Source organism: Halomonas sp. THAF12 (assembly GCF_009363675.1).
GTDB lineage: Bacteria > Pseudomonadota > Gammaproteobacteria > Pseudomonadales > Halomonadaceae > Halomonas > Halomonas smyrnensis.
Map to the genome: position 1 here is coordinate 2,785,281 of NZ_CP045399.1, position 18,172 is coordinate 2,803,452.

The window sequence follows — 18,172 nt, forward strand, 5'->3', positions numbered from 1 at the left end:
CGCCGCCCGGCCGCTCGCCCCGGGCGGCTTTTCCCTGGCAGACGAACGATGCCACGGCACCGCGCTAGCCGCGGGGTGCCTGGGCAACCCCGCGCCGCTCGGGTCGGTCCGGCCGCCCCGCGAGCCCATCGCGCAGCTCGGCCATGTCGGCGGCCACCGGCTGGAAGGCCTCTCTCTCCAGCGATTCATCCCACCACAGGATCAGCGCCTCGGCGCTCGACTCCACCGCCAGCGCGTCGGCGGGCAGCCGCGCCAGCAGCGCCTCGAAGTGACACCGCACCGCCGCCGGCAGCTCATGCAGCGGCTCCTTGCGCCAGCGCCAGCCCTCCACGAAGGGCTTCAGGGCGTCGCTGGCCACGACATCGCGCATCAGCATGAAATCGGGCCCCGGCCGCCGCGGCGGGTAGGCCCAGCGATAGGCGGGACGACGCCGGTCGTCCTGGTGCAGCGGCGACGGATCGAGACGCACCTGGATCCCGTCCTGTCTGGCCGCCTCGCGCAGCGTCGTGGCGCGCTGCTCCCGGGGGCTCGGGCGAAGCCACATGGCCGGGGCGAAGATCAGCCCGACGACCACGGCGATGATCAACCAGATCATAAGCGTTTTCCGTTCCTGTCTTGATGCAAGTCGTTGTCTTGTCTCATCGTGCGTCCTAGAGTGGGAGGCAGCCACTGACCCTGATCCTCTGCCGGAGGCAATGCCATGAGCAACGAGTATCGTCACGTCCTGGTCGCCGTCGACCTGACCAAGGATTCCCACAAGGTGCTGGAGCGGGCGATGCAGATCGCCGACCGCAACGAGGCCAAGCTCTCCATCATGCATACCCTCGAGCCCCTCGGCTTCGCCTACGGTGGCGACATTCCCATGGACCTCACCAGCATCCAGGACCAGCTCGACGAGCACGCCAAGCAGCGCCTGGCCGAGATCGCCGATGCCCACGTGGCCAAGGAGAACCAGCACGTGGTCGTGGGCATGCCCGACACCGAGATTCACCGCTTCGCCGAGGAGCGGAATGTCGACCTAATCGTGGTCGGCTCCCACGGCCGCCACGGCTTCGCGCTGCTGCTGGGCTCCACCTCCACCGGCGTGCTGCACGGCGCCCAGTGCGACGTGCTGGCGGTGCGGGTCGGCAAGGACGGCGAAGCGGAGGAATAACCCGCCCCGCACGATGCATGCGAAAGGCGCCCCTCGGGGCGCCTTTCGCGTTGGGCCTTCGCCGGCGGCCTAGGCTTCGCCGGCCGCCATCGCTTCCAGCTCCATCCACCGTTCCATGGCGGTCTCCAGCTCGGCCTGGCGGTCGCCGAGGGCCTGCAGGGTCGCGGTCACCGTGTCGTTGTCCTGCTGGTAGAAGGCCGGATCGCCGACCTGCTCCTCGAAATCGGCCACCGCCGCTTCCAGACGCTCGATCTCCGCCGGCAGGCCGTCGAGCTCGCGCTGCAGCTTGTAGGACAGCTTGGCGCGCTTGGGGGCGGCCTTGGCCGCCGGCGCCGCGTTCTCCTTGGCCGGCGCGGCCTCGGCCGGGGCCTCGGCGACCGGCTCGGCCGCCTGACGCGCCGCGCCCTCCCAGGGCGCCGGCGGCAGCTTGCCGCCCTGGCGCACCCAGTCGTGGTAGCCGCCCACGTACTCGCGCACGCAGCCCTGGCCCTCGAAGGCCAGCACGCTGGTCACCACATTGTCCATGAAGGCGCGGTCGTGGGACACCAGCAGCAGGGTGCCGTCGAAGTCGAGCAGCAGCTCCTCGAGCAGCTCCAGGGTCTCCACGTCCAGGTCGTTGGTCGGCTCGTCGAGCACCAGCACGTTGGCCGGCTGGGTGAACAGCTTGGCCAGCAACAGGCGGTTGGACTCGCCGCCGGACAGCGCCTTGACCGGCTGGCGCACGCGCTCCGGCGTGAACAGGAAGTCCTGCAGGTAGCTCATCACGTGGCGATCGCGGCCACCCACGGTGAGCCGGTCGCTGCCCTGGGCGACGTTGTCGTAGACGGTCTTCTCCGGCTCGAGGCCGGCGCGCAGCTGGTCGAAGTAGGCCACCTGCAGCTTGGTGCCCATGCGCACCTGCCCCTCGCTGGGCTCGAGCTCGCCGAGCAGGATCTTGAGCAGGGTCGTCTTGCCGGCGCCGTTGCGGCCGATCAGGCCGATGCGATCGCCGCGCTGCACCTCGAGGTTGAGGTCGCGAATGACCGCCTCGCCGTCGTAGTACTGGGTGACGTGGGACAGCTCCACCACCCGCTTGCCGCTGCGCTCGCCGGTGTCCACCGAGAGGCTGGCGCGGCCCTGGCGCTCGCGGCGCTCGCCGCGGTCGCGACGCATCTGCTCGAGGGCGCGCACGCGGCCCTCGTTGCGGGTCCGGCGGGCCTTGATGCCCTGGCGGATCCACGCCTCCTCCTGGGCCAGCTTCTTGTCGAACTCGGCGTTCTCGCGGGCCTCGACCTCGAGCTCGTGGGTCTTCTGCTCCTGATATCGGGCGTAGTCGCCGGGATAGCGCCCCAGGCGGCCGCGATCGAGCTCGAGGATGTGGGTGGCCAGCCGCGACAGGAAGGCACGGTCGTGGGTGATGAACAGCACCGCGCCGTTGAAGGCGGACAGCTGCTCCTCCAGCCAGGCGATGGTGTCCAGGTCCAGGTGGTTGGTGGGCTCGTCGAGCAGCAGCAGGTCGGGCTCGACCACCAGCGCCCGCGCCAGCGCCACGCGCCGCCGCCAGCCGCCGGAGAGATCCGCCATGGCGGCATCCGCCGGCAGCCCCAGGCGCGTCAGCACCACGTCGATGCGCTGGTGGAAGGACCAGCCGTCGATGGCCTCGAGGCGGGTCTGCAGCTGGGCCATGCGCGTCATGTCGGGCTCGGCCTGCTGCACCAGGTGGTGATACTCGGACAGCAGCTCGCCGGCCTCGGGCAGGCCCTGGGCGACCACGTCGAAGATGGTCTCGCCGGAGGCGGCGGGCAGGTCCTGGGCGAGCACGCCGATCTTGAGGCCGGGCGCGCGCCAGATGGTGCCGCCGTCGGGCAGGTGCTCGCCCGACACCAGCTTGAGCAGGGTCGACTTGCCGGTTCCGTTGCGGCCCACCAGCGCCAGACGCTCGCCCTTCTCCAGCACCAGATCGGCGCCGTCGAGAAGCACATGGGTGCCGTAGGCCAGTTGCAGCTGTTCCAGACGTAGCAGGGTCACGCATTCACCTCATCGTTCGATCAAGCCGCCAGTGTAACGCATGCCCGCCCCGACGTGGCCCCACCCCACCCGACCCGGGTACAATGCGCGCCCGTTTCCCGCGCGCTAGACGAACCGCCCAAAGGAGAGCTTCGCCTTGGCCGACGCCACGCCCCCCTTCGACGACGTGCTGCCCGAGGCGCTGAGATTCTGTTCGCCGGCCCCGCTGGTGGACATCGGCGCCAACCTGACCCACGAGAGCTTCGCCCGCGATCTCGAGGCGACGATCCAGCGCGCCCGCGCCGCCGGCGTCGACACGCTGATCCTCACCGGCACCGACCGCGAGCACGCCGAACAGGCCGTGACCCTGGCCCGCCGCTACCCGGGGCTGTATGCCACCGCCGGCGTGCATCCCCATGACGCCAGCCGCTGGGACGCCCAGCTCGAGGCCGCCATGCGCGAGCTCCACCGCCAGCCGGAGGTCGTGTCGGTGGGCGAATGCGGCCTGGACTTCAACCGCAACTTCTCGACGCCGGCCGAGCAGCAGCACGCCTTCGAGGCACAGCTCGCGCTCGCCGCCGAGAGCGGTCTGCCGCTGTTCCTCCACGAGCGCGACGCCGGACCGCGCATGCGCGAAATGCTGCACGCCTGGCGCGACGACATCTCGAAGGCGGTGGTGCACTGCTTCACCGCCGACCGCGACACCCTTTATGGCTACCTGGACCTCGACCTGCACATCGGCCTGACCGGCTGGCTGTGCGACGAGCGCCGTGGCCATCACCTGCGCGAGCTGGTGGGGGCGATTCCCGCCGAGCGGCTGATGGTGGAAACCGACTGCCCCTACCTGCTGCCGCGCAATTTACCTGCCAAACTCAAGGGCAGACGCCACGAGCCGGCGCTGCTGCCCTGGATCGTGCGCGAGATCGCCCACTGGCGCGGCGACACGGAAGCCGACCTGGCCCGCACCACCACCGCCACCGCCCGGGCCTTCTTCGGCCTCGACGAGCCTGCCCGCGAGGAGGGGCAACAGAATGGATGATCTGCCTGCGTTCATCGCCATCGAGACCGGCGACGACGGCGACCTGCCGCTGTCCATCGCCTGGACCCTGCCCGATGGCCGCGTCAAGCACACCCTGATCCAGCCCGACGACGAGTGGCTGGACGACGAGCTGGTCTCGCTGGGCGCCTACAGCCTGGAGGAGCTCTCCAGCATGGGCGTGAGCCCGCTGGACGTGATCCGCGAGCTGGAGACCGACCACTTCAACGCCACCCTCTACACCGCCGGCGTCGGCGACGACGAGGCGGCGCTCTCGCGGCTGTTCGAGACCTACGGGCTGGACCCGTTCGTCGAGCTGGCCCCGGCCGAGAGCCTCTATGCCGATCTGGCGCCCGGCGACTGGTCCCGGGCCCGCGGCGAGCTGTTCGGCGAGCTGGGGCTCGAACCGCTGCGCCCCGAGGAAGAGATCCAGGTGATGCTGACGCTGCATCAGCGCCTCGGCGACGCCGACCTCTGAGACGACGCCTCAGGCGGGCTCGGCGGCGGGCGCCTCGCGGCGTTCGAGACACGCCCGGCCCGCCGCCAGCGCCGCCTCGAGCGGCGCGCCCTCGCCTTCCTCCCGGCCCTGGCCGTAGAAGACCGCCAGCGCGGTGCGAAAGGCCTCGGCCCTGGCCGGCAGGCCTTCCCGCTCGTAGCGCGCCGCCCGCGCCGCGACCCGCTCGGCGAAGCCTTCCCGGTCGACCTCCACCTCGCCCAGGTTGTCCACGCTGACCTGGAAACGATGCCCGCAGGCGGCGGCGAACAACGACTCCAGCGCCTGAGGCGCCACCTCCACCGCCTCGAAGTCGCGCTGCTGGGCGGCGTCGCGGCCGTCGGGCAGGTACCAGTAGCCGTAGTCCTCGAGCTCGCGACGCCGCGCGCCGGCGATGCACCAGTGGCTGATCTCGTGCAGCGCGCTGGCATAGAAGCCGCGGGCGAAGATCACCCGATGCCAGGGCGTCTCGGCATCGGCGGGCAGGTACAGCGGCTCGTCGCCGCCGCGAATCAGGCGGGTGTTGCAGGCGGGCAGGAAGAGGCCGTCGAACAGGGCGATGACATCCTCGAGGCGGTGGCTCACGCGGGCTCCGGCGGGGTCGTGAATGGGCGGCACAGTATAGCGAGACCGACCGCCCCGATCATAGGCTCCGGTGATGCCACGAAACGCTGGCGGGCCTGCTAGACTGGCGCGCTCCCCCCGACCGCATGGAGCACGGGGCCGACCCTTTCACGGAGCATGATCCTTGGCCCAGTTCATTTCCCAGCTGATCGCCACCACGCGACAGGAAACCCGCCCGCTGATCCGCCTGGCGCTGCCGATCTGCGGCGCCCAGCTCGCCCAGGCCGCCATGAGCACGGTGGACGTGATGATGACCGGGCGGCTCAGCGCCACCGACCTGGCCGCCGTCTCGGTGGGCTCGAGCCTGTGGATGCCGCTGATGCTGCTGATGACCGGCACCCTGATGGGGCTGACCCCGGTGGTGGCGCAGCTGCTCGGCGCCGAACGCCGGGACGGCATCCGCCTGCAGGTGCACCAGGCACTGTGGATCGGCGCGGTGCTGGGCGTGATCGCGGCGGCGCTCTTGTGGACGGCGGTGATGCCGGTGTTCCGGCTGATGTCGGTGCCCGAGGCGGTGGCCGAGCGCGCCGCGGGCTATCTGGGGGCCGTGGCCCTGGGGCTGCCGGCGGTCGGGCTGTTCATGGCGCTGCGCGCCTTCTCCGACGGCATGAACCATACCCGCCCGGCGCTGTGGATCAGCCTGCTGGGACTGGCCGTCAACGTCCCCAGCAACTACCTGCTGATCTACGGCGGTGCGGGGCTCGAGGCCCTGCTGGGCGGCTGGCTGCCGGCGCCGATCACGGCATTGCCGGCACTGGGGGCGGTGGGCTGCGGCATCGCCACCGCGCTGTCGATGTGGGTGATGTGCCTGGCGATGGTCGCCTATACCCGGCGCAGCCGGGCCTACGGCGACGTCGCTCTGTGGCACTCGCCGACGCCCCCGCGGTGGCGGCCGATCCTCGAGCTGCTCTACGTGGGCGTGCCGATCGGGGTGGCGATCTTCATGGAGGTGACGCTGTTCACGCTGATCGCGCTGTTCATCGCCAGCCTCGGCGAGGTCGTGGTGGCCGCCCACCAGGTGGCCCTGAACTACACCAGCCTGCTGTTCATGCTGCCGCTGTCGCTGAGCATGGCGCTGACGGTGCGGGTCGGCAACGTGCTGGGCCAGGGGCGTCCCGAGGCCGCGCGCCTGGTGGCCTGCCACGGCATGCTGATCGCCCTGGCGGTGGCGGTGATCAACTGCCTGCTGCTGTGGCTCACCGCCGAGCCGGTGATCGGCCTCTACACCAACGATCCGGCCGTCGCCCGGCTGACCCTGTCGCTGGTGGGGCTGGCGATGATCTACCAGATCTCGGACTCGCTGCAGGCCAACCTGGCCGGCGCGCTGCGCGGCTACAAGGACACCCGCGTGATCATGCTGATCACCCTGGTCGCCTTCTGGCTGGTCGGCCTGGGCGGCGGCCACTGGCTCGGCGATCACGGCCTGTTCGGGCTCGTCGCGCCGCTCGGGGTCTATGGTTACTGGATCGGTCTGGTGGCGGGGCTGACGGTGGCCGCCCTGCTGCTGGGTGAACGATTGAGACGACGGAGCAAGGCGGTCATCGATGCGGATTCCACGCCTCGGGCCTCATAGGTTCGGCGCCCGGCTCGCGGCGGCACTGGTCGCGGTGCTGCCGCTCGCCGGCTGCGGCGACGGCCCCGCCGAGACGCTGCTCGCCGACGACCAGCGGCGCCTGGCCGAGCGCCTCGACCTGCCCGCGCCGGCGCGCACGACGCCCGAGAACATCGGCGACTTCCCCGGTCCCGATGCCCGGCTGTTCGAGATTCCCGAGACCCGCGAGGGGATGCTCGACGTCTTCGCCCTGCGCGGCTGCCATATCGCCAATCTGGTGGCGGCGCGCAACAACCAGCTGGGCAAGGTGGCCGCGCCCAGCCAGCGCTGGCTCTACGAACTGGACCTGTGGCGCCGCCTGAGCGGCTGCTGGAACACCGAGGTGCCGCAGACGCTCGGCGACGACCACCGGGCGCGTCTGGAGCGGCTGACCCGGCTCAAGACCGGACAGCTGCCCCGGGCCAGCTGGAACGCGCTGTTCGCCTCGGACGAGTGGCTCGACAGTTTCTCCCGGGCCAGCTCGCCGCTGCCGCCGGATGCCCTGGACGAGGTGGACGCCCAACTGCCGGCGCTGGCCTACCTGCGCGAGGCCGCCCTGCATCAGTTCGATCGCGACTGGGTCCCCGATTCCGCCACCCTGGAGGGGCATCTCAAGACGCTGCGTGACCGGCCGCTGACCGCCGAGCTGCTGCGCGCCCTGATGCTGGCCGAGCGACGCCTCTCGGAGCGCTCGCGGTTGCTGGAGGCCGCGCTGGTCGACGGGCACTGTCCCGCCTCGCCGGCGGTCGGCGACGCGCTCGCGATGTCACGCCCGCTGGCGATATGGCTCGATGACCTGACCCTCGCTTCCCAACGCTGGTTCACGGCCATTCAACGCCTGATCGAGGCCCACAAGGTCGCCCCGCGGCCGGCCGTCGAACGCTACCGGCAGCGCTGGCTATCGCGGGAAACGCCCGGCGCGCCCTGGCCTGCCCTGCAGGCGGCACGCCTGTCCCATCATGCGCTGGGTACCGAGCTGGCACGACGCTGCCGCTGACCGTCGGGGCTTAACCTCGGTCATCGGTCTGTGCTATTGATGGGATGACAGTGACGTGTGCGCTGCCGACCGCCCCAAGGGCCAATGCCGTGATCAAGCCGCCGCTGGAGGGACTTCATGGGTATCCCGCTGTCATCTCGCCCCGCCCGGGTCATCGACCTGGAAACCATGCGCCAACGTCAGCAGGCTCGCAGGCGCCTGATTCGCCTCGCGCCCGAGCTCGATGGCCTGGAAATGGTGTATCAACTGCCCGACGAGTCAGAGTCCTACTACGGCATGCCCCTGCTCGCCTGGGGGATGCGTGAGGACGGAGAAGTCGTCGGCCTCGTGCCCTGGATGGAACGCCTGACGCCCTGCCAGGCGCTGGACGACCCCGAACATGGCCACTTCATCGGCTACCGGGATCCGGAAACCGAAGAGCTGTTCGAGCTGCCGCCGGAGCACAAGGTGCTGGAGCTCGAGCAGGCCGCCGCCTACTTCGACTACGAAGAGACCGAATCACCGACGCTGATCCAGCAGCTGCCCGAGACCCAGGGCACCCACGCCCTGTGCATGGACGAGGGCGATACGCCCTGGCAGCTCAAGCAGGTGTTCGGCTGGCGACTCTACAGCGACGGCGCCGTGGAAGCGCTTCTGGCCGACGAGCGTCAGGTCGAATCGACCCCGATCCTGCCGGGCGATGCCTGTCTCTATCCCGGCCACAGCCGGCACCAGGTGGTCTACTTCTTCCAGCGCCAGATCGCCAATCGCATCCGCCGCGAGGATCCCGAGACCCTCGAGGCCCTGGCGCTGATGGTGATGCCCGACACGCCGGAGCGCGACGACGGCGCGTGAGACCTCCGCCGGGGCGCGTTCCGGGCGATCAGCCCAGGCGAATGAAGTAGAGGTAGTGGCCGTCGCGCTCTTCCTGGGCCAGCAGCTCGTGGCCCAGGAAGCTGCAGAACTTGGGCACGTCGCGGGTGGTCGCCGGATCGCTGGCCACGACCTTGAGGATCTCGCCCGACGCCATGTCGCGCACCTTGTTGTGCATCAGCATGATGGGCTCGGGGCAGTAGAGCCCGGTGGTGTCCAGCTCGGCGTGACAGGCCGGCAGGGAGTCCGTGGAATCAACCATCGATGACCTCGCCTCGTAACACGGAATGGAATGAAGTGGAGACTAGCGGGATGATCAAGATCATTATCGAGCGCCGTATCATGCCCGGGCTGGAGGAAGAATACGAGCAGGTCGCCCGGGAGGCCATGCGCCAGGTCCTCGGCGCCCCCGGCTTCGGCGGCGGCGAGAGCCTGGTCGAGATGGGCCATGAGGACCGGCGCGTGGTGATCACCAAGTGGCGGGACCTGCGCGCCTGGCAGGCGTGGCACGACAGCGAGCAGCGTGCCCGGGTGATGCAGGACCTCTACCCCCTGCTCACCGAACAGGAACGCATCCGCCTCTACACCCTCAGCTTCTGACGCCTCAGTTCAGCAGCCTGACGTGGACCGTCACCTCTTCACGGTCGTGGTAGAGGTGACGGCAGCCGATCTCGGCACGCACCCCCGCCTCCGCCAGGGAGTGGTCGAGCCGCGCCAGCCCCTCCGACACCGCCTCCCAGCGCCGCTTCATGGGCAGCTTCAGGTTGAACACCGCCTCGCGACACCAGCGCTTCACCAGCCAGCGCTCGACCATGTCGATCACCCGGGCCGGCTTGTCGACGATGTCGCACACCAGCCAGTCCAGCCGCATCGGCGGCGCCCACACGAAGCCGTCCTCGCGCAGGTGCTCCACCAGCCCGGTCGCCATCAGCCCGCGGTCCATGGGCCCGTTGTCGATGGCATAGACCTGCATGCCACGCTGCACCAGCTGCCAGGTCCAGCCACCCGGCGCCGCCCCCAGGTCCGCCGCCTGCATGCCCTCGGCCAGGCGCGTCTCCCACTGATCCCGCGGCACGAACTCGTGCCAGGCCTCCTCGAGCTTGAGGGTCGAACGGCTGGGCGCATCATGAGGAAAGCGCAGTCGGCGAATGCCGCCGGGCTGCTCGCTGCGATTGCCGGGAAAGCTCATGCCCAGCTGCACCCGGTCGCCCTCGGTCCACAGCAGATGCAGGCGTCGGCCGCCCGCCTTGCGACGCAGGGCGCCACGCTTCTTGAGGATCGACTCGAGCGGGCGCTGGAGTGCCTTGATCAGGCCGGCCAGCGCCTTGGCATCGTTGGTGTCCGGCGTTTCCTGCCACAGCGACTCGAAGTTCCAGCCGCTGGCCACCACCTGCTCGATGATCGGCGAGAGGCGATCCTCCCGGGAAAGCCCCGTCAGCGGCTCCAGCGCCACCAGGCTCTGTCGGGCAAAGACCAGCGACGCGAGCGGCAGGTCGCGATGCAGGGCATTGGCGGGACGCTCATCGGTCAGCACGAAACTGACATGACCGGATTGCGGCTGGGCCACGGGGTAGCCCTGCCAGCCGAGGGCGGCCGCCTTGGTGGCAATCTCGGCGGCCAGATCGGACTCGAAGCCGGCGCGGCAATAGAACAGCAACTGCTGGGGGATCATGGTGCCTCCTGTGAAGGCCGGACAGTCTAGCCGGGCCCACACCGGGCTCACAAGTCGCGCGGCGTCTCGTCGGCATCCCCCCCCTTGTCGGCCGTGCCGGAGGCGCGATGCCGGTTCAGCATTTCCAGATCCTGGAGCTGGACGTTCAAGGCATTGGTCGAGATCTTCACCTCCCACAGGGAGAAGAACAGCGAGACCGAGAGGCTGATCAGGCTGATGCCGAACAGCACCATGCCCAGCAGCTTGAGCGACAGGAACAGCGCGAACATCGACAGCGTGCACAGCAGGAAGCTCGATACCCCCGCCATCTGCATGCGCTTGGTCAGGGTGATCCGCTTGCGCAGCAGCATGATCTGCCGGGCCGCCACCTCGTGATGGGTATCTCGATTCTCCTCGGCCAGCTTGCGGATCAGCTGGGCCAGGGTCAGGAAGCGATTGGTATAAGCCAGCAGCAGCAGGGAAATGGCCGGGAACAGCAGGGCCGGTGTGGTCAGCGTCAAGGAACAGGCTCCATCATTATTAGACTTTAGTCGCATTATACGTCAGTCAGGGCGCCCGGCCGACCCCTGAAAGCGCACCGGCCCCCGAATGCATCATTCGGGGGCCGGTGGATCGGGCGGCAGCAGCGCGACGGGTGTCAGCTGCGCCGCGGCTCGGCGACGATGCCCTGCTCCCGGGCCATGGCCATGGCGGCCCGCGGGCCCGTCCACAGCGAAGGCAGCAGCACCAGCGAGACCGGAATCGCGGTAATGACGATGAACTGCTGCAACGCGCTGATCTGGCCGGCGCCCATGTACAGCAGGATAGCCGCCATCAGCGCCATGGCGATGCCCCAGAAGGCCCGCACCAACACGTTCGGCGCGTCATGACCGGCGCCGACCACCGAGATCGCATAGCTCATGGAATCGCCGGTGGTGGCCACGAAGATGGTCGTCAGCACCAGGATCGCCAACGCCATCAGCGGACCGCCCGGCAACGCCTGGGCCACGGTCAGGGTGGCGACGTCGAACTGGAAGTCGTTGAGCGCCGACGTCAGATCAATGACTCCGGTCAGCTGGTAGTGAATGCCCGAGCCGCCCAGCAGGGTGAACCAGATCGTGGTGGCGATGGGGGCCATCACGGCCACGGCCAGGATCATCTGCCGGATGGTGCGGCCGCGCGAGATACGCGCCACGAAGATCGCCATCAGCGGACCGTAGCCGATGAACCAGGCGAAGAAGAACACCGTCCACCACTGCATCCACCAGGCCGGCGCGGTCTGGGACGTCATGGTGGCCATGGGGAAGAACGAGTTCAGATACTCGCCGAAGCCCTGGGTGAAGGCATTGACCAGGAACTGGGTCGGGCCGAACAGGAAGATGACCGCCGCGATGACCAGCGCCAGGATCACGTTGAATCGGCTCAGCCACTGAATGCCGCGATGGACGCCCGTCATGGCCGAGCTCACGTAGACCACCCCCAGGCCGATCAGGATCACCAGCTGGGTGCCATAGCCTTCCGGCAGTCCGAACAGCTCGTGCAGGCCATAGCTCACCTGAGTCGCCAGGAAGCCGATCGGCCCCACGGTGCCCGCCACCACGGCGATCACGCACAGGCCATCCACCACGCCGCCGAACGAGCCGTGCATGACGCGCTCGCCGAGCACCGGGGTCAGCAGGGTGCGTGGCTGCAGGGGCAGGCCGCGTACGTAGTGGGCATGAGCCAGGACCACGGCGGTCAGCGAACCCAGCACCGCCCAGGCCAGAAAGCCCCAGTGCATGAAGGACTGCGCCAGGGCACCGGCGATCGCCTCGGCGGTGCCGGCTTCGGTGTCGAAGGCCGGCGGCGTGACCACGAAATGATAGACCGGCTCGCCGGCGGCGAAGAACACCCCTCCCCCGGCCAGCAGCGTGCACATGATGATCGACAGCCACTTGAAGGTGCTCATCTCGGGTGCGTCCAGGTTACCGACCTTGGCGCTGGCCGCCGGTGAGACCACCAGCCCCATCGCCACCAGGAAGGTCAGCAGCAGCAGCCACTGGAAATAGCTGCCCAAGGTGCTGGCGGTCCAGGCGAAGCCGGCGGCAATGCTATCGGCCACCATGTTGACGTCATACAGCGAGAGGGCGATGAAGCCCAGGATGAAGCCGATGCTGACGCCGAGCACGACCGGATCTCCCAGCCGCTGCTTGGCGGCAGAAGGCGTGGAACTCGTCGCGTAGGCTTGAGATTCACTCATGCAATGCTGTCGGCCGAAGTGGGCCGCTCTCTCCTCTATGGTGTGTCGAAACAGGATGTGTCGGCAGTGTGCCGAAAGCCCGATGGACGTCTTCACAGTGAAGGACATGCATCGAAAAAGGGCTTGTGGAAACGTTGGCCCCGTCTGGACCGGAGGGCTGTGGATAACGGGATCGCCGCCTGCGAAGGCGTTGATGTCATATCGAGATGCATCGAGACGTCGACGCCCTTTCTGGAAACGAGGCAATACCTCGGCGCCAACATGCGCATGGCAGAGCGGCGAAATGGTGGGAAGCGCTCACCGAAGGGAACGGGGGGTAATGAGAAAAACCCCGAGCCTTTCGGGCTCGGGGTTTTCTCGGAATAAGTGCCTGACGATGACCTACTCTCGCATGGGAACTCCCACACTACCATCGGCGCTGAGCGGTTTCACTGCTGAGTTCGGCAAGGGATCAGGTGGTTCCCGCACGCTATGGTCGTCAGGCGAAAAAGGCAATGCGAATCATGCTGACGAGATCGTCTCTCGCGTATCCGTGTCGTCTGTTATCAGTCACAGACCACTTGGGTGTTATATGGTCAAGCCTCACGGGCCATTAGTATCGGTTAGCTCAACGCCTTGCAGCGCTTCCACATCCGACCTATCAACCAGCTGGTCTTGCTGGGCCCTTCAGGAGGCTCGAGGCCTCGGGGAGATCTCATCTTGAAGGGGGCTTCCCGCTTAGATGCTTTCAGCGGTTATCCCGTCCGTACATAGCTACCCGGCGATGCCACTGGCGTGACAACCGGAACACCAGAGGTACGTCCACTCCGGTCCTCTCGTACTAGGAGCAGCGCTTCTCAAATCTCCAACGCCCACGGCAGATAGGGACCGAACTGTCTCACGACGTTCTAAACCCAGCTCGCGTACCACTTTAAATGGCGAACAGCCATACCCTTGGGACCGACTTCAGCCCCAGGATGTGATGAGCCGACATCGAGGTGCCAAACACCGCCGTCGATGTGAACTCTTGGGCGGTATCAGCCTGTTATCCCCGGAGTACCTTTTATCCGTTGAGCGATGGCCCTTCCATACAGAACCACCGGATCACTAGAACCTACTTTCGTACCTGCTCGACGTGTCTGTCTCGCAGTTAAGCACCCTTATGCTCTTGCACTCATTGCACGATTTCCAACCGTGCTGAGGGTACCTTCGTGCTCCTCCGTTACGCTTTGGGAGGAGACCGCCCCAGTCAAACTACCCACCACACACGGTCCTCGATCCGGATAACGGACCGGAGTTAGAACGCCAATGATGCCAGGCTGGTATTTCAAGGTTGGCTCCACTCGATCTGGCGACCGAGTTTCCAAGCCTCCCAGCTATCCTACACAAGCAACATCAGCGTCCAGTGTGAAGCTGTAGTAAAGGTTCACGGGGTCTTTCCGTCTAGCCGCGGGTACACAGCATCTTCACTGCGATTTCAATTTCACTGAGTCTCGGGTGGAGACAGCGTGGCCATCATTACGCCATTCGTGCAGGTCGGAACTTACCCGACAAGGAATTTCGCTACCTTAGGACCGTTATAGTTACGGCCGCCGTTTACCGGGGCTTCGATCAGGAGCTTCGCGTGAGCTAACACCATCAATTAACCTTCCGGCACCGGGCAGGCGTCATACCCTATACGTCCGCTTACGCGTTTGCAGAGTACTGTGTTTTTAATAAACAGTTGCAGCCACCTGGTATCTTCGACCGGCGTCAGCTCCACCCGCAAGGGGCTTCACCTAATACCGGCGTGCCTTCTCCCGAAGTTACGGCACCATTTTGCCTAGTTCCTTCACCCGAGTTCTCTCAAGCGCCTTGGTATTCTCTACCTGACCACCTGTGTCGGTTTGGGGTACGGTTCCACTGTATCTGAAGCTTAGAGGCTTTTCCTGGGAGCGTGGCATCGATGACTTCCAGACCGTAGTCTGTTCGTCTCGTCTCTCGGCCTTAGGGAACCGGATTTGCCTAATTCCCCAGCCTACTGACTTTCACCAGGACAACCAACGCCTGGCTCACCTAGCCTTCTCCGTCCCCCCATCGCAATACAGTGAAGTACGGGAATATTGACCCGTTTCCCATCGACTACGCCTTTCGGCCTCGCCTTAGGGGCCGACTCACTCTGCTCCGATTAGCGTCGAACAGAAACCCTTGGTCTTCCGGCGGGGGAGTTTTTCACTCCCCTTATCGTTACTCATGTCAGCATTCGCACTCGTGATACCTCCAGCATGCTTCTCAACACACCTTCGTCGGCGTACACGACGCTCCTCTACCGCTCATCATTCGATGAACCCGTAGCTTCGGTACCTGGTTTGAGCCCCGTTACATCTTCCGCGCAGGCCGACTCGACTAGTGAGCTATTACGCTTTCTTTAAAGGATGGCTGCTTCTAAGCCAACCTCCTAGCTGTCTAAGCCTTCCCACATCGTTTCCCACTTAACCAGGATTTGGGGACCTTAGCTGACGGTCTGGGTTGTTTCCCTTTTCACAACGGACGTTAGCACCCGCTGTGTGTCTCCCACGCTGCACTCACCGGTATTCGGAGTTTGCCTCGGGTTGGTAAGTCGGGATGACCCCCTAGCCGAAACAGTGCTCTACCCCCGGCGGTGATACGTGAGGCGCTACCTAAATAGCTTTCGAGGAGAACCAGCTATCTCCGGGCTTGATTAGCCTTTCACTCCGATCCACAAGTCATCCAAATCTTTTTCAACAGATCCTGGTTCGGTCCTCCAGTTGATGTTACTCAACCTTCAACCTGCTCATGGATAGATCGCCCGGTTTCGGGTCTATATCCAGCGACTGGTCGCCCAGTTAAGACTCGGTTTCCCTACGCCTCCCCTATACGGTTAAGCTCGCCACTGAATATAAGTCGCTGACCCATTATACAAAAGGTACGCGGTCACGGGACGAGCCCGCTCCCACTGCTTGTACGCACACGGTTTCAGGGTCTATTTCACTCCCCTCTCCGGGGTTCTTTTCGCCTTTCCCTCACGGTACTGGTTCACTATCGGTCAGTCAGGAGTATTTAGCCTTGGAGGATGGTCCCCCCATCTTCAATCAGGGTTTCACGTGCCCCGACCTACTCGATTTCACGGGATCAGGCTTTCGACTACGGGGCTATCACCCTGTATCGCTGAGTTTCCCAACTCATTCGCCTAACCTTTCACCCGCTTAAGGGCTGGTCCCCGTTCGCTCGCCGCTACTGGGGGAATCTCGGTTGATTTCTTTTCCTCGGGGTACTTAGATGTTTCAGTTCCCCCGGTTCGCCTCGTACACCTATGTATTCAGTGCACGATACCTATCTGACGATAGGTGGGTTTCCCCATTCAGAGATGTCCGGGTCGCAGGTTGTTTGCCACCTCGCCGAACCTTATCGCAGGCTTCCACGTCTTTCATCGCCTCTGACTGCCAAGGCATCCACCGTGTGCGCTTCATCGCTTGACCATATAACCCCAAGGGGTCTGATCCGCGATGACAACCACGACAATTGCCGGATACGCTTGAGACGTATCTCATGCCCTCTCCCGGGTAGGAGAGGGACTTTGTCAGCATGATTCACATTGTTAAAGAGCGACTGTCAATCGACAGTCACAAACGTGTCATCACCCTGGGTAATGATCGCTTGTGACTGTGGATTCACATAAAACCGACTGTAGGACCCTGTGGAGAGTGGTGGAGCCTAGCGGGATCGAACCGCTGACCTCCTGCGTGCAAGGCAGGCGCTCTCCCAGCTGAGCTAAGGCCCCTCTGACAAGGTATTTGGTGGGTCTGGGCAGACTTGAACTGCCGACCTCACCCTTATCAGGGGTGCGCTCTAACCAACTGAGCTACAGACCCAAACAGTCTTTTGCTCTGGCCGATCAGATAATTCATTGTGGACACTTGCCGGGTGACGGTGACGTCGTCGATTAAGGAGGTGATCCAGCCGCAGGTTCCCCTACGGCTACCTTGTTACGACTTCACCCCAGTCATGAACCACACCGTGGTGATCGCCCTCCGAAGTTAGGCTAACCACTTCTGGTGCAGTCCACTCCCATGGTGTGACGGGCGGTGTGTACAAGGCCCGGGAACGTATTCACCGTGCCATTCTGATGCACGATTACTAGCGATTCCGACTTCACGGAGTCGAGTTGCAGACTCCGATCCGGACTGAGACCGGCTTTATGAGATTAGCTCCCCCTCGCGGGATTGCAGCCCATTGTACCGGCCATTGTAGCACGTGTGTAGCCCTACTCGTAAGGGCCATGATGACCTGACGTCGTCCCCACCTTCCTCCGGTTTGTCACCGGCAGTCTCCCTAGAGTTCCCGACCGAATCGCTGGCAAATAGGGACAAGGGTTGCGCTCGTTACGGGACTTAACCCAACATTTCACAACACGAGCTGACGACGGCCATGCAGCACCTGTCTGAGCGTTCCCGAAGGCACCAATCCATCTCTGGAAAGTTCGCTCGATGTCAAGAGTAGGTAAGGTTCTTCGCGTTGCATCGAATTAAACCACATGCTCCACCGCTTGTGCGGGCCCCCGTCAATTCATTTGAGTTTTAACCTTGCGGCCGTACTCCCCAGGCGGTCGACTTATCGCGTTAACTGCGCCACAAAGGTCTCGAGGACCCCAACGGCTAGTCGACATCGTTTACGGCGTGGACTACCAGGGTATCTAATCCTGTTTGCTACCCACGCTTTCGCACCTCAGCGTCAGTGTCAGTCCAGAAGGCCGCCTTCGCCACTGGTATTCCTCCCGATCTCTACGCATTTCACCGCTACACCGGGAATTCTACCTTCCTCTCCTGCACTCTAGCCTGACAGTTCCGGATGCCGTTCCCAGGTTGAGCCCGGGGCTTTCACAACCGGCTTATCAAGCCGCCTACGCGCGCTTTACGCCCAGTAATTCCGATTAACGCTTGCACCCTCCGTATTACCGCGGCTGCTGGCACGGAGTTAGCCGGTGCTTCTTCTGCGAGTGATGTCCTTCTTGCGGGGTATTAACCCACAAGCGTTCTTCCTCGCTGAAAGTGCTTTACAACCCGAAGGCCTTCTTCACACACGCGGCATGGCTGGATCAGGCTTTCGCCCATTGTCCAATATTCCCCACTGCTGCCTCCCGTAGGAGTTCGGGCCGTGTCTCAGTCCCGATGTGGCTGATCATCCTCTCAGACCAGCTACGGATCGCGGCCTTGGTGAGCCATTACCTCACCAACTAGCTAATCCGACATAGGCTCATCCGATAGCGCAAGGTCCGAAGATCCCCTGCTTTCCCCCTTGGGGCGTATGCGGTATTAGCTTGAGTTTCCTCAAGTTATCCCCCACTACCGGGCAGATTCCTATGCATTACTCACCCGTCCGCCGCTCGACGCCTCCTAGCAAGCTAGGATCGTTTCCGCTCGACTTGCATGTGTTAGGCCTGCCGCCAGCGTTCAATCTGAGCCATGATCAAACTCTTCAGTTAAAAGTCTGATAGTTCCTAAGGTGGAACCAAACCTGGTTCAAGATTCAAACGTCTCTTTGACGAGTCGCTTGTCTTGATATCTAGTGACT

At 64.9% G+C, this 18,172-nt stretch carries 14 protein-coding genes, 2 tRNA genes and 3 rRNA genes; 7 read left to right on the forward strand and 12 right to left on the reverse strand.

The annotated features are described in order from the left end of the window. Positions 1–64 precede the first annotated feature (64 nt). The gene (locus FIU88_RS12905; RefSeq protein WP_152479510.1) at positions 65–595 is read right to left on the reverse strand and encodes a preprotein translocase subunit YajC; all 531 of its coding nucleotides are present in this window, start codon (positions 593–595) and stop codon (positions 65–67) included. A 105-nt stretch (positions 596–700) separates the two neighbouring features. On the opposite strand from FIU88_RS12905, the gene FIU88_RS12910 reads away from it, so the two are divergent. Continuing rightward, positions 701–1,153 carry a universal stress protein gene (locus tag FIU88_RS12910; RefSeq protein WP_016853937.1) on the forward strand — a complete coding sequence of 151 codons (453 nt, stop codon included), beginning with the start codon at positions 701–703 and terminating at the stop codon, positions 1,151–1,153. Between the two features lie 69 nt (positions 1,154–1,222). Here FIU88_RS12910 and FIU88_RS12915 read toward each other — a convergent pair whose 3' ends face one another. Further along, positions 1,223–3,160, reverse strand: coding sequence for an ATP-binding cassette domain-containing protein (locus tag FIU88_RS12915; protein ID WP_152479511.1), 1,938 nt, complete (start codon positions 3,158–3,160; stop codon positions 1,223–1,225). A gap of 136 nt (positions 3,161–3,296) precedes the next feature. Here FIU88_RS12915 and FIU88_RS12920 point away from each other — a divergent pair, with 136 nt between their 5' ends. Beyond that, entirely contained in the window at positions 3,297–4,178 is an 882-nt protein-coding gene (locus FIU88_RS12920; protein ID WP_152479512.1) for a TatD family hydrolase, read from the forward strand. After that, positions 4,171–4,653: a hypothetical protein gene (locus FIU88_RS12925; RefSeq protein WP_016853940.1), complete on the forward strand. Its 483-nt coding sequence runs from the start codon at positions 4,171–4,173 to the stop codon at positions 4,651–4,653. Before FIU88_RS12920 ends, FIU88_RS12925 begins: the two co-directional genes overlap by 8 nt. A gap of 9 nt (positions 4,654–4,662) precedes the next feature. Here the strand turns inward: FIU88_RS12925 and FIU88_RS12930 are convergent, their stop codons facing one another. Then, positions 4,663–5,253 carry an elongation factor P hydroxylase gene (locus tag FIU88_RS12930; RefSeq protein ID WP_152479513.1) on the reverse strand — a complete coding sequence of 197 codons (591 nt, stop codon included), beginning with the start codon at positions 5,251–5,253 and terminating at the stop codon, positions 4,663–4,665. A gap of 163 nt (positions 5,254–5,416) precedes the next feature. On the opposite strand from FIU88_RS12930, the gene FIU88_RS12935 reads away from it, so the two are divergent. From FIU88_RS12935 to FIU88_RS12945, 3 genes are all read left to right on the forward strand, one after another. Continuing rightward, a complete protein-coding gene (locus FIU88_RS12935; protein WP_152479514.1) occupies positions 5,417–6,865 on the forward strand; it encodes an MATE family efflux transporter in 1,449 nt (482 codons plus the stop codon). Then, on the forward strand, positions 6,837–7,880 hold the full coding sequence (locus tag FIU88_RS12940; RefSeq protein WP_152479515.1) for a DUF3080 family protein: 1,044 nt from the start codon (positions 6,837–6,839) through the stop codon (positions 7,878–7,880). The genes FIU88_RS12935 and FIU88_RS12940 overlap by 29 nt, the downstream gene beginning before the upstream one ends. Positions 7,881–7,997: 117 nt before the next feature. Next, positions 7,998–8,714: a hypothetical protein gene (locus FIU88_RS12945; protein ID WP_016853944.1), complete on the forward strand. Its 717-nt coding sequence runs from the start codon at positions 7,998–8,000 to the stop codon at positions 8,712–8,714. A 28-nt stretch (positions 8,715–8,742) separates the two neighbouring features. On the opposite strand, the gene tusA is transcribed toward FIU88_RS12945, so the two are convergent. Then, a complete protein-coding gene (gene tusA, locus FIU88_RS12950; RefSeq protein WP_016853945.1) occupies positions 8,743–8,994 on the reverse strand; it encodes a sulfurtransferase TusA in 252 nt (83 codons plus the stop codon). 50 nt (positions 8,995–9,044) lie between these two features. Between tusA and FIU88_RS12955 the strand changes: the two genes are divergently transcribed. Beyond that, positions 9,045–9,332 carry an antibiotic biosynthesis monooxygenase gene (locus tag FIU88_RS12955; RefSeq protein ID WP_016853946.1) on the forward strand — a complete coding sequence of 96 codons (288 nt, stop codon included), beginning with the start codon at positions 9,045–9,047 and terminating at the stop codon, positions 9,330–9,332. A 4-nt stretch (positions 9,333–9,336) separates the two neighbouring features. On the opposite strand, the gene rlmM is transcribed toward FIU88_RS12955, so the two are convergent. From rlmM to FIU88_RS12995, 8 genes are all read right to left on the reverse strand, one after another. Continuing rightward, complete coding sequence (rlmM, locus tag FIU88_RS12960) at positions 9,337–10,404, reverse strand: 23S rRNA (cytidine(2498)-2'-O)-methyltransferase RlmM (protein WP_152479516.1); 1,068 nt, start codon at positions 10,402–10,404, stop codon at positions 9,337–9,339. Positions 10,405–10,451: 47 nt separating this feature from the next. Continuing rightward, positions 10,452–10,904, reverse strand: coding sequence for a DUF2721 domain-containing protein (locus tag FIU88_RS12965; protein WP_016853948.1), 453 nt, complete (start codon positions 10,902–10,904; stop codon positions 10,452–10,454). Between the two features lie 137 nt (positions 10,905–11,041). Then, positions 11,042–12,622, reverse strand: coding sequence for a BCCT family transporter (locus tag FIU88_RS12970; RefSeq protein WP_152479517.1), 1,581 nt, complete (start codon positions 12,620–12,622; stop codon positions 11,042–11,044). Positions 12,623–12,990: 368 nt separating this feature from the next. Continuing rightward, positions 12,991–13,105, reverse strand: a 5S ribosomal RNA gene (gene rrf, locus FIU88_RS12975). Between the two features lie 88 nt (positions 13,106–13,193). Next, positions 13,194–16,080, reverse strand: a 23S ribosomal RNA gene (locus FIU88_RS12980). Between the two features lie 226 nt (positions 16,081–16,306). Further along, positions 16,307–16,382: transfer RNA gene (locus FIU88_RS12985), tRNA-Ala, on the reverse strand. Positions 16,383–16,396: 14 nt separating this feature from the next. Then, a tRNA-Ile gene (locus tag FIU88_RS12990) sits at positions 16,397–16,473 on the reverse strand. Between the two features lie 72 nt (positions 16,474–16,545). Further along, a 16S ribosomal RNA gene (locus tag FIU88_RS12995) occupies positions 16,546–18,083 on the reverse strand. Together the 16S, 23S and 5S rRNA genes with 2 tRNA genes alongside form the textbook arrangement of a ribosomal RNA operon. Positions 18,084–18,172 lie beyond the last annotated feature (89 nt).

What these genes read in the sequence shown, in the direction of transcription:
- rlmM (WP_152479516.1), bottom strand. Translation starts at nt 10,404, where the DNA reads ATGATCCCCCAGCAGTTGCTGTTCTATTGCCGCGCCGGCTTCGAGTCC.
- FIU88_RS12955 (WP_016853946.1), top strand. Translation starts at nt 9,045, where the DNA reads ATGATCAAGATCATTATCGAGCGCCGTATCATGCCCGGGCTGGAGGAA.
- FIU88_RS12970 (WP_152479517.1), bottom strand. Translation starts at nt 12,622, where the DNA reads ATGAGTGAATCTCAAGCCTACGCGACGAGTTCCACGCCTTCTGCCGCC.
- FIU88_RS12940 (WP_152479515.1), top strand. Translation starts at nt 6,837, where the DNA reads ATGCGGATTCCACGCCTCGGGCCTCATAGGTTCGGCGCCCGGCTCGCG.
- FIU88_RS12925 (WP_016853940.1), top strand. Translation starts at nt 4,171, where the DNA reads ATGGATGATCTGCCTGCGTTCATCGCCATCGAGACCGGCGACGACGGC.
- tusA (WP_016853945.1), bottom strand. Translation starts at nt 8,994, where the DNA reads ATGGTTGATTCCACGGACTCCCTGCCGGCCTGTCACGCCGAGCTGGAC.
- FIU88_RS12910 (WP_016853937.1), top strand. Translation starts at nt 701, where the DNA reads ATGAGCAACGAGTATCGTCACGTCCTGGTCGCCGTCGACCTGACCAAG.
- FIU88_RS12905 (WP_152479510.1), bottom strand. Translation starts at nt 595, where the DNA reads ATGATCTGGTTGATCATCGCCGTGGTCGTCGGGCTGATCTTCGCCCCG.
- FIU88_RS12945 (WP_016853944.1), top strand. Translation starts at nt 7,998, where the DNA reads ATGGGTATCCCGCTGTCATCTCGCCCCGCCCGGGTCATCGACCTGGAA.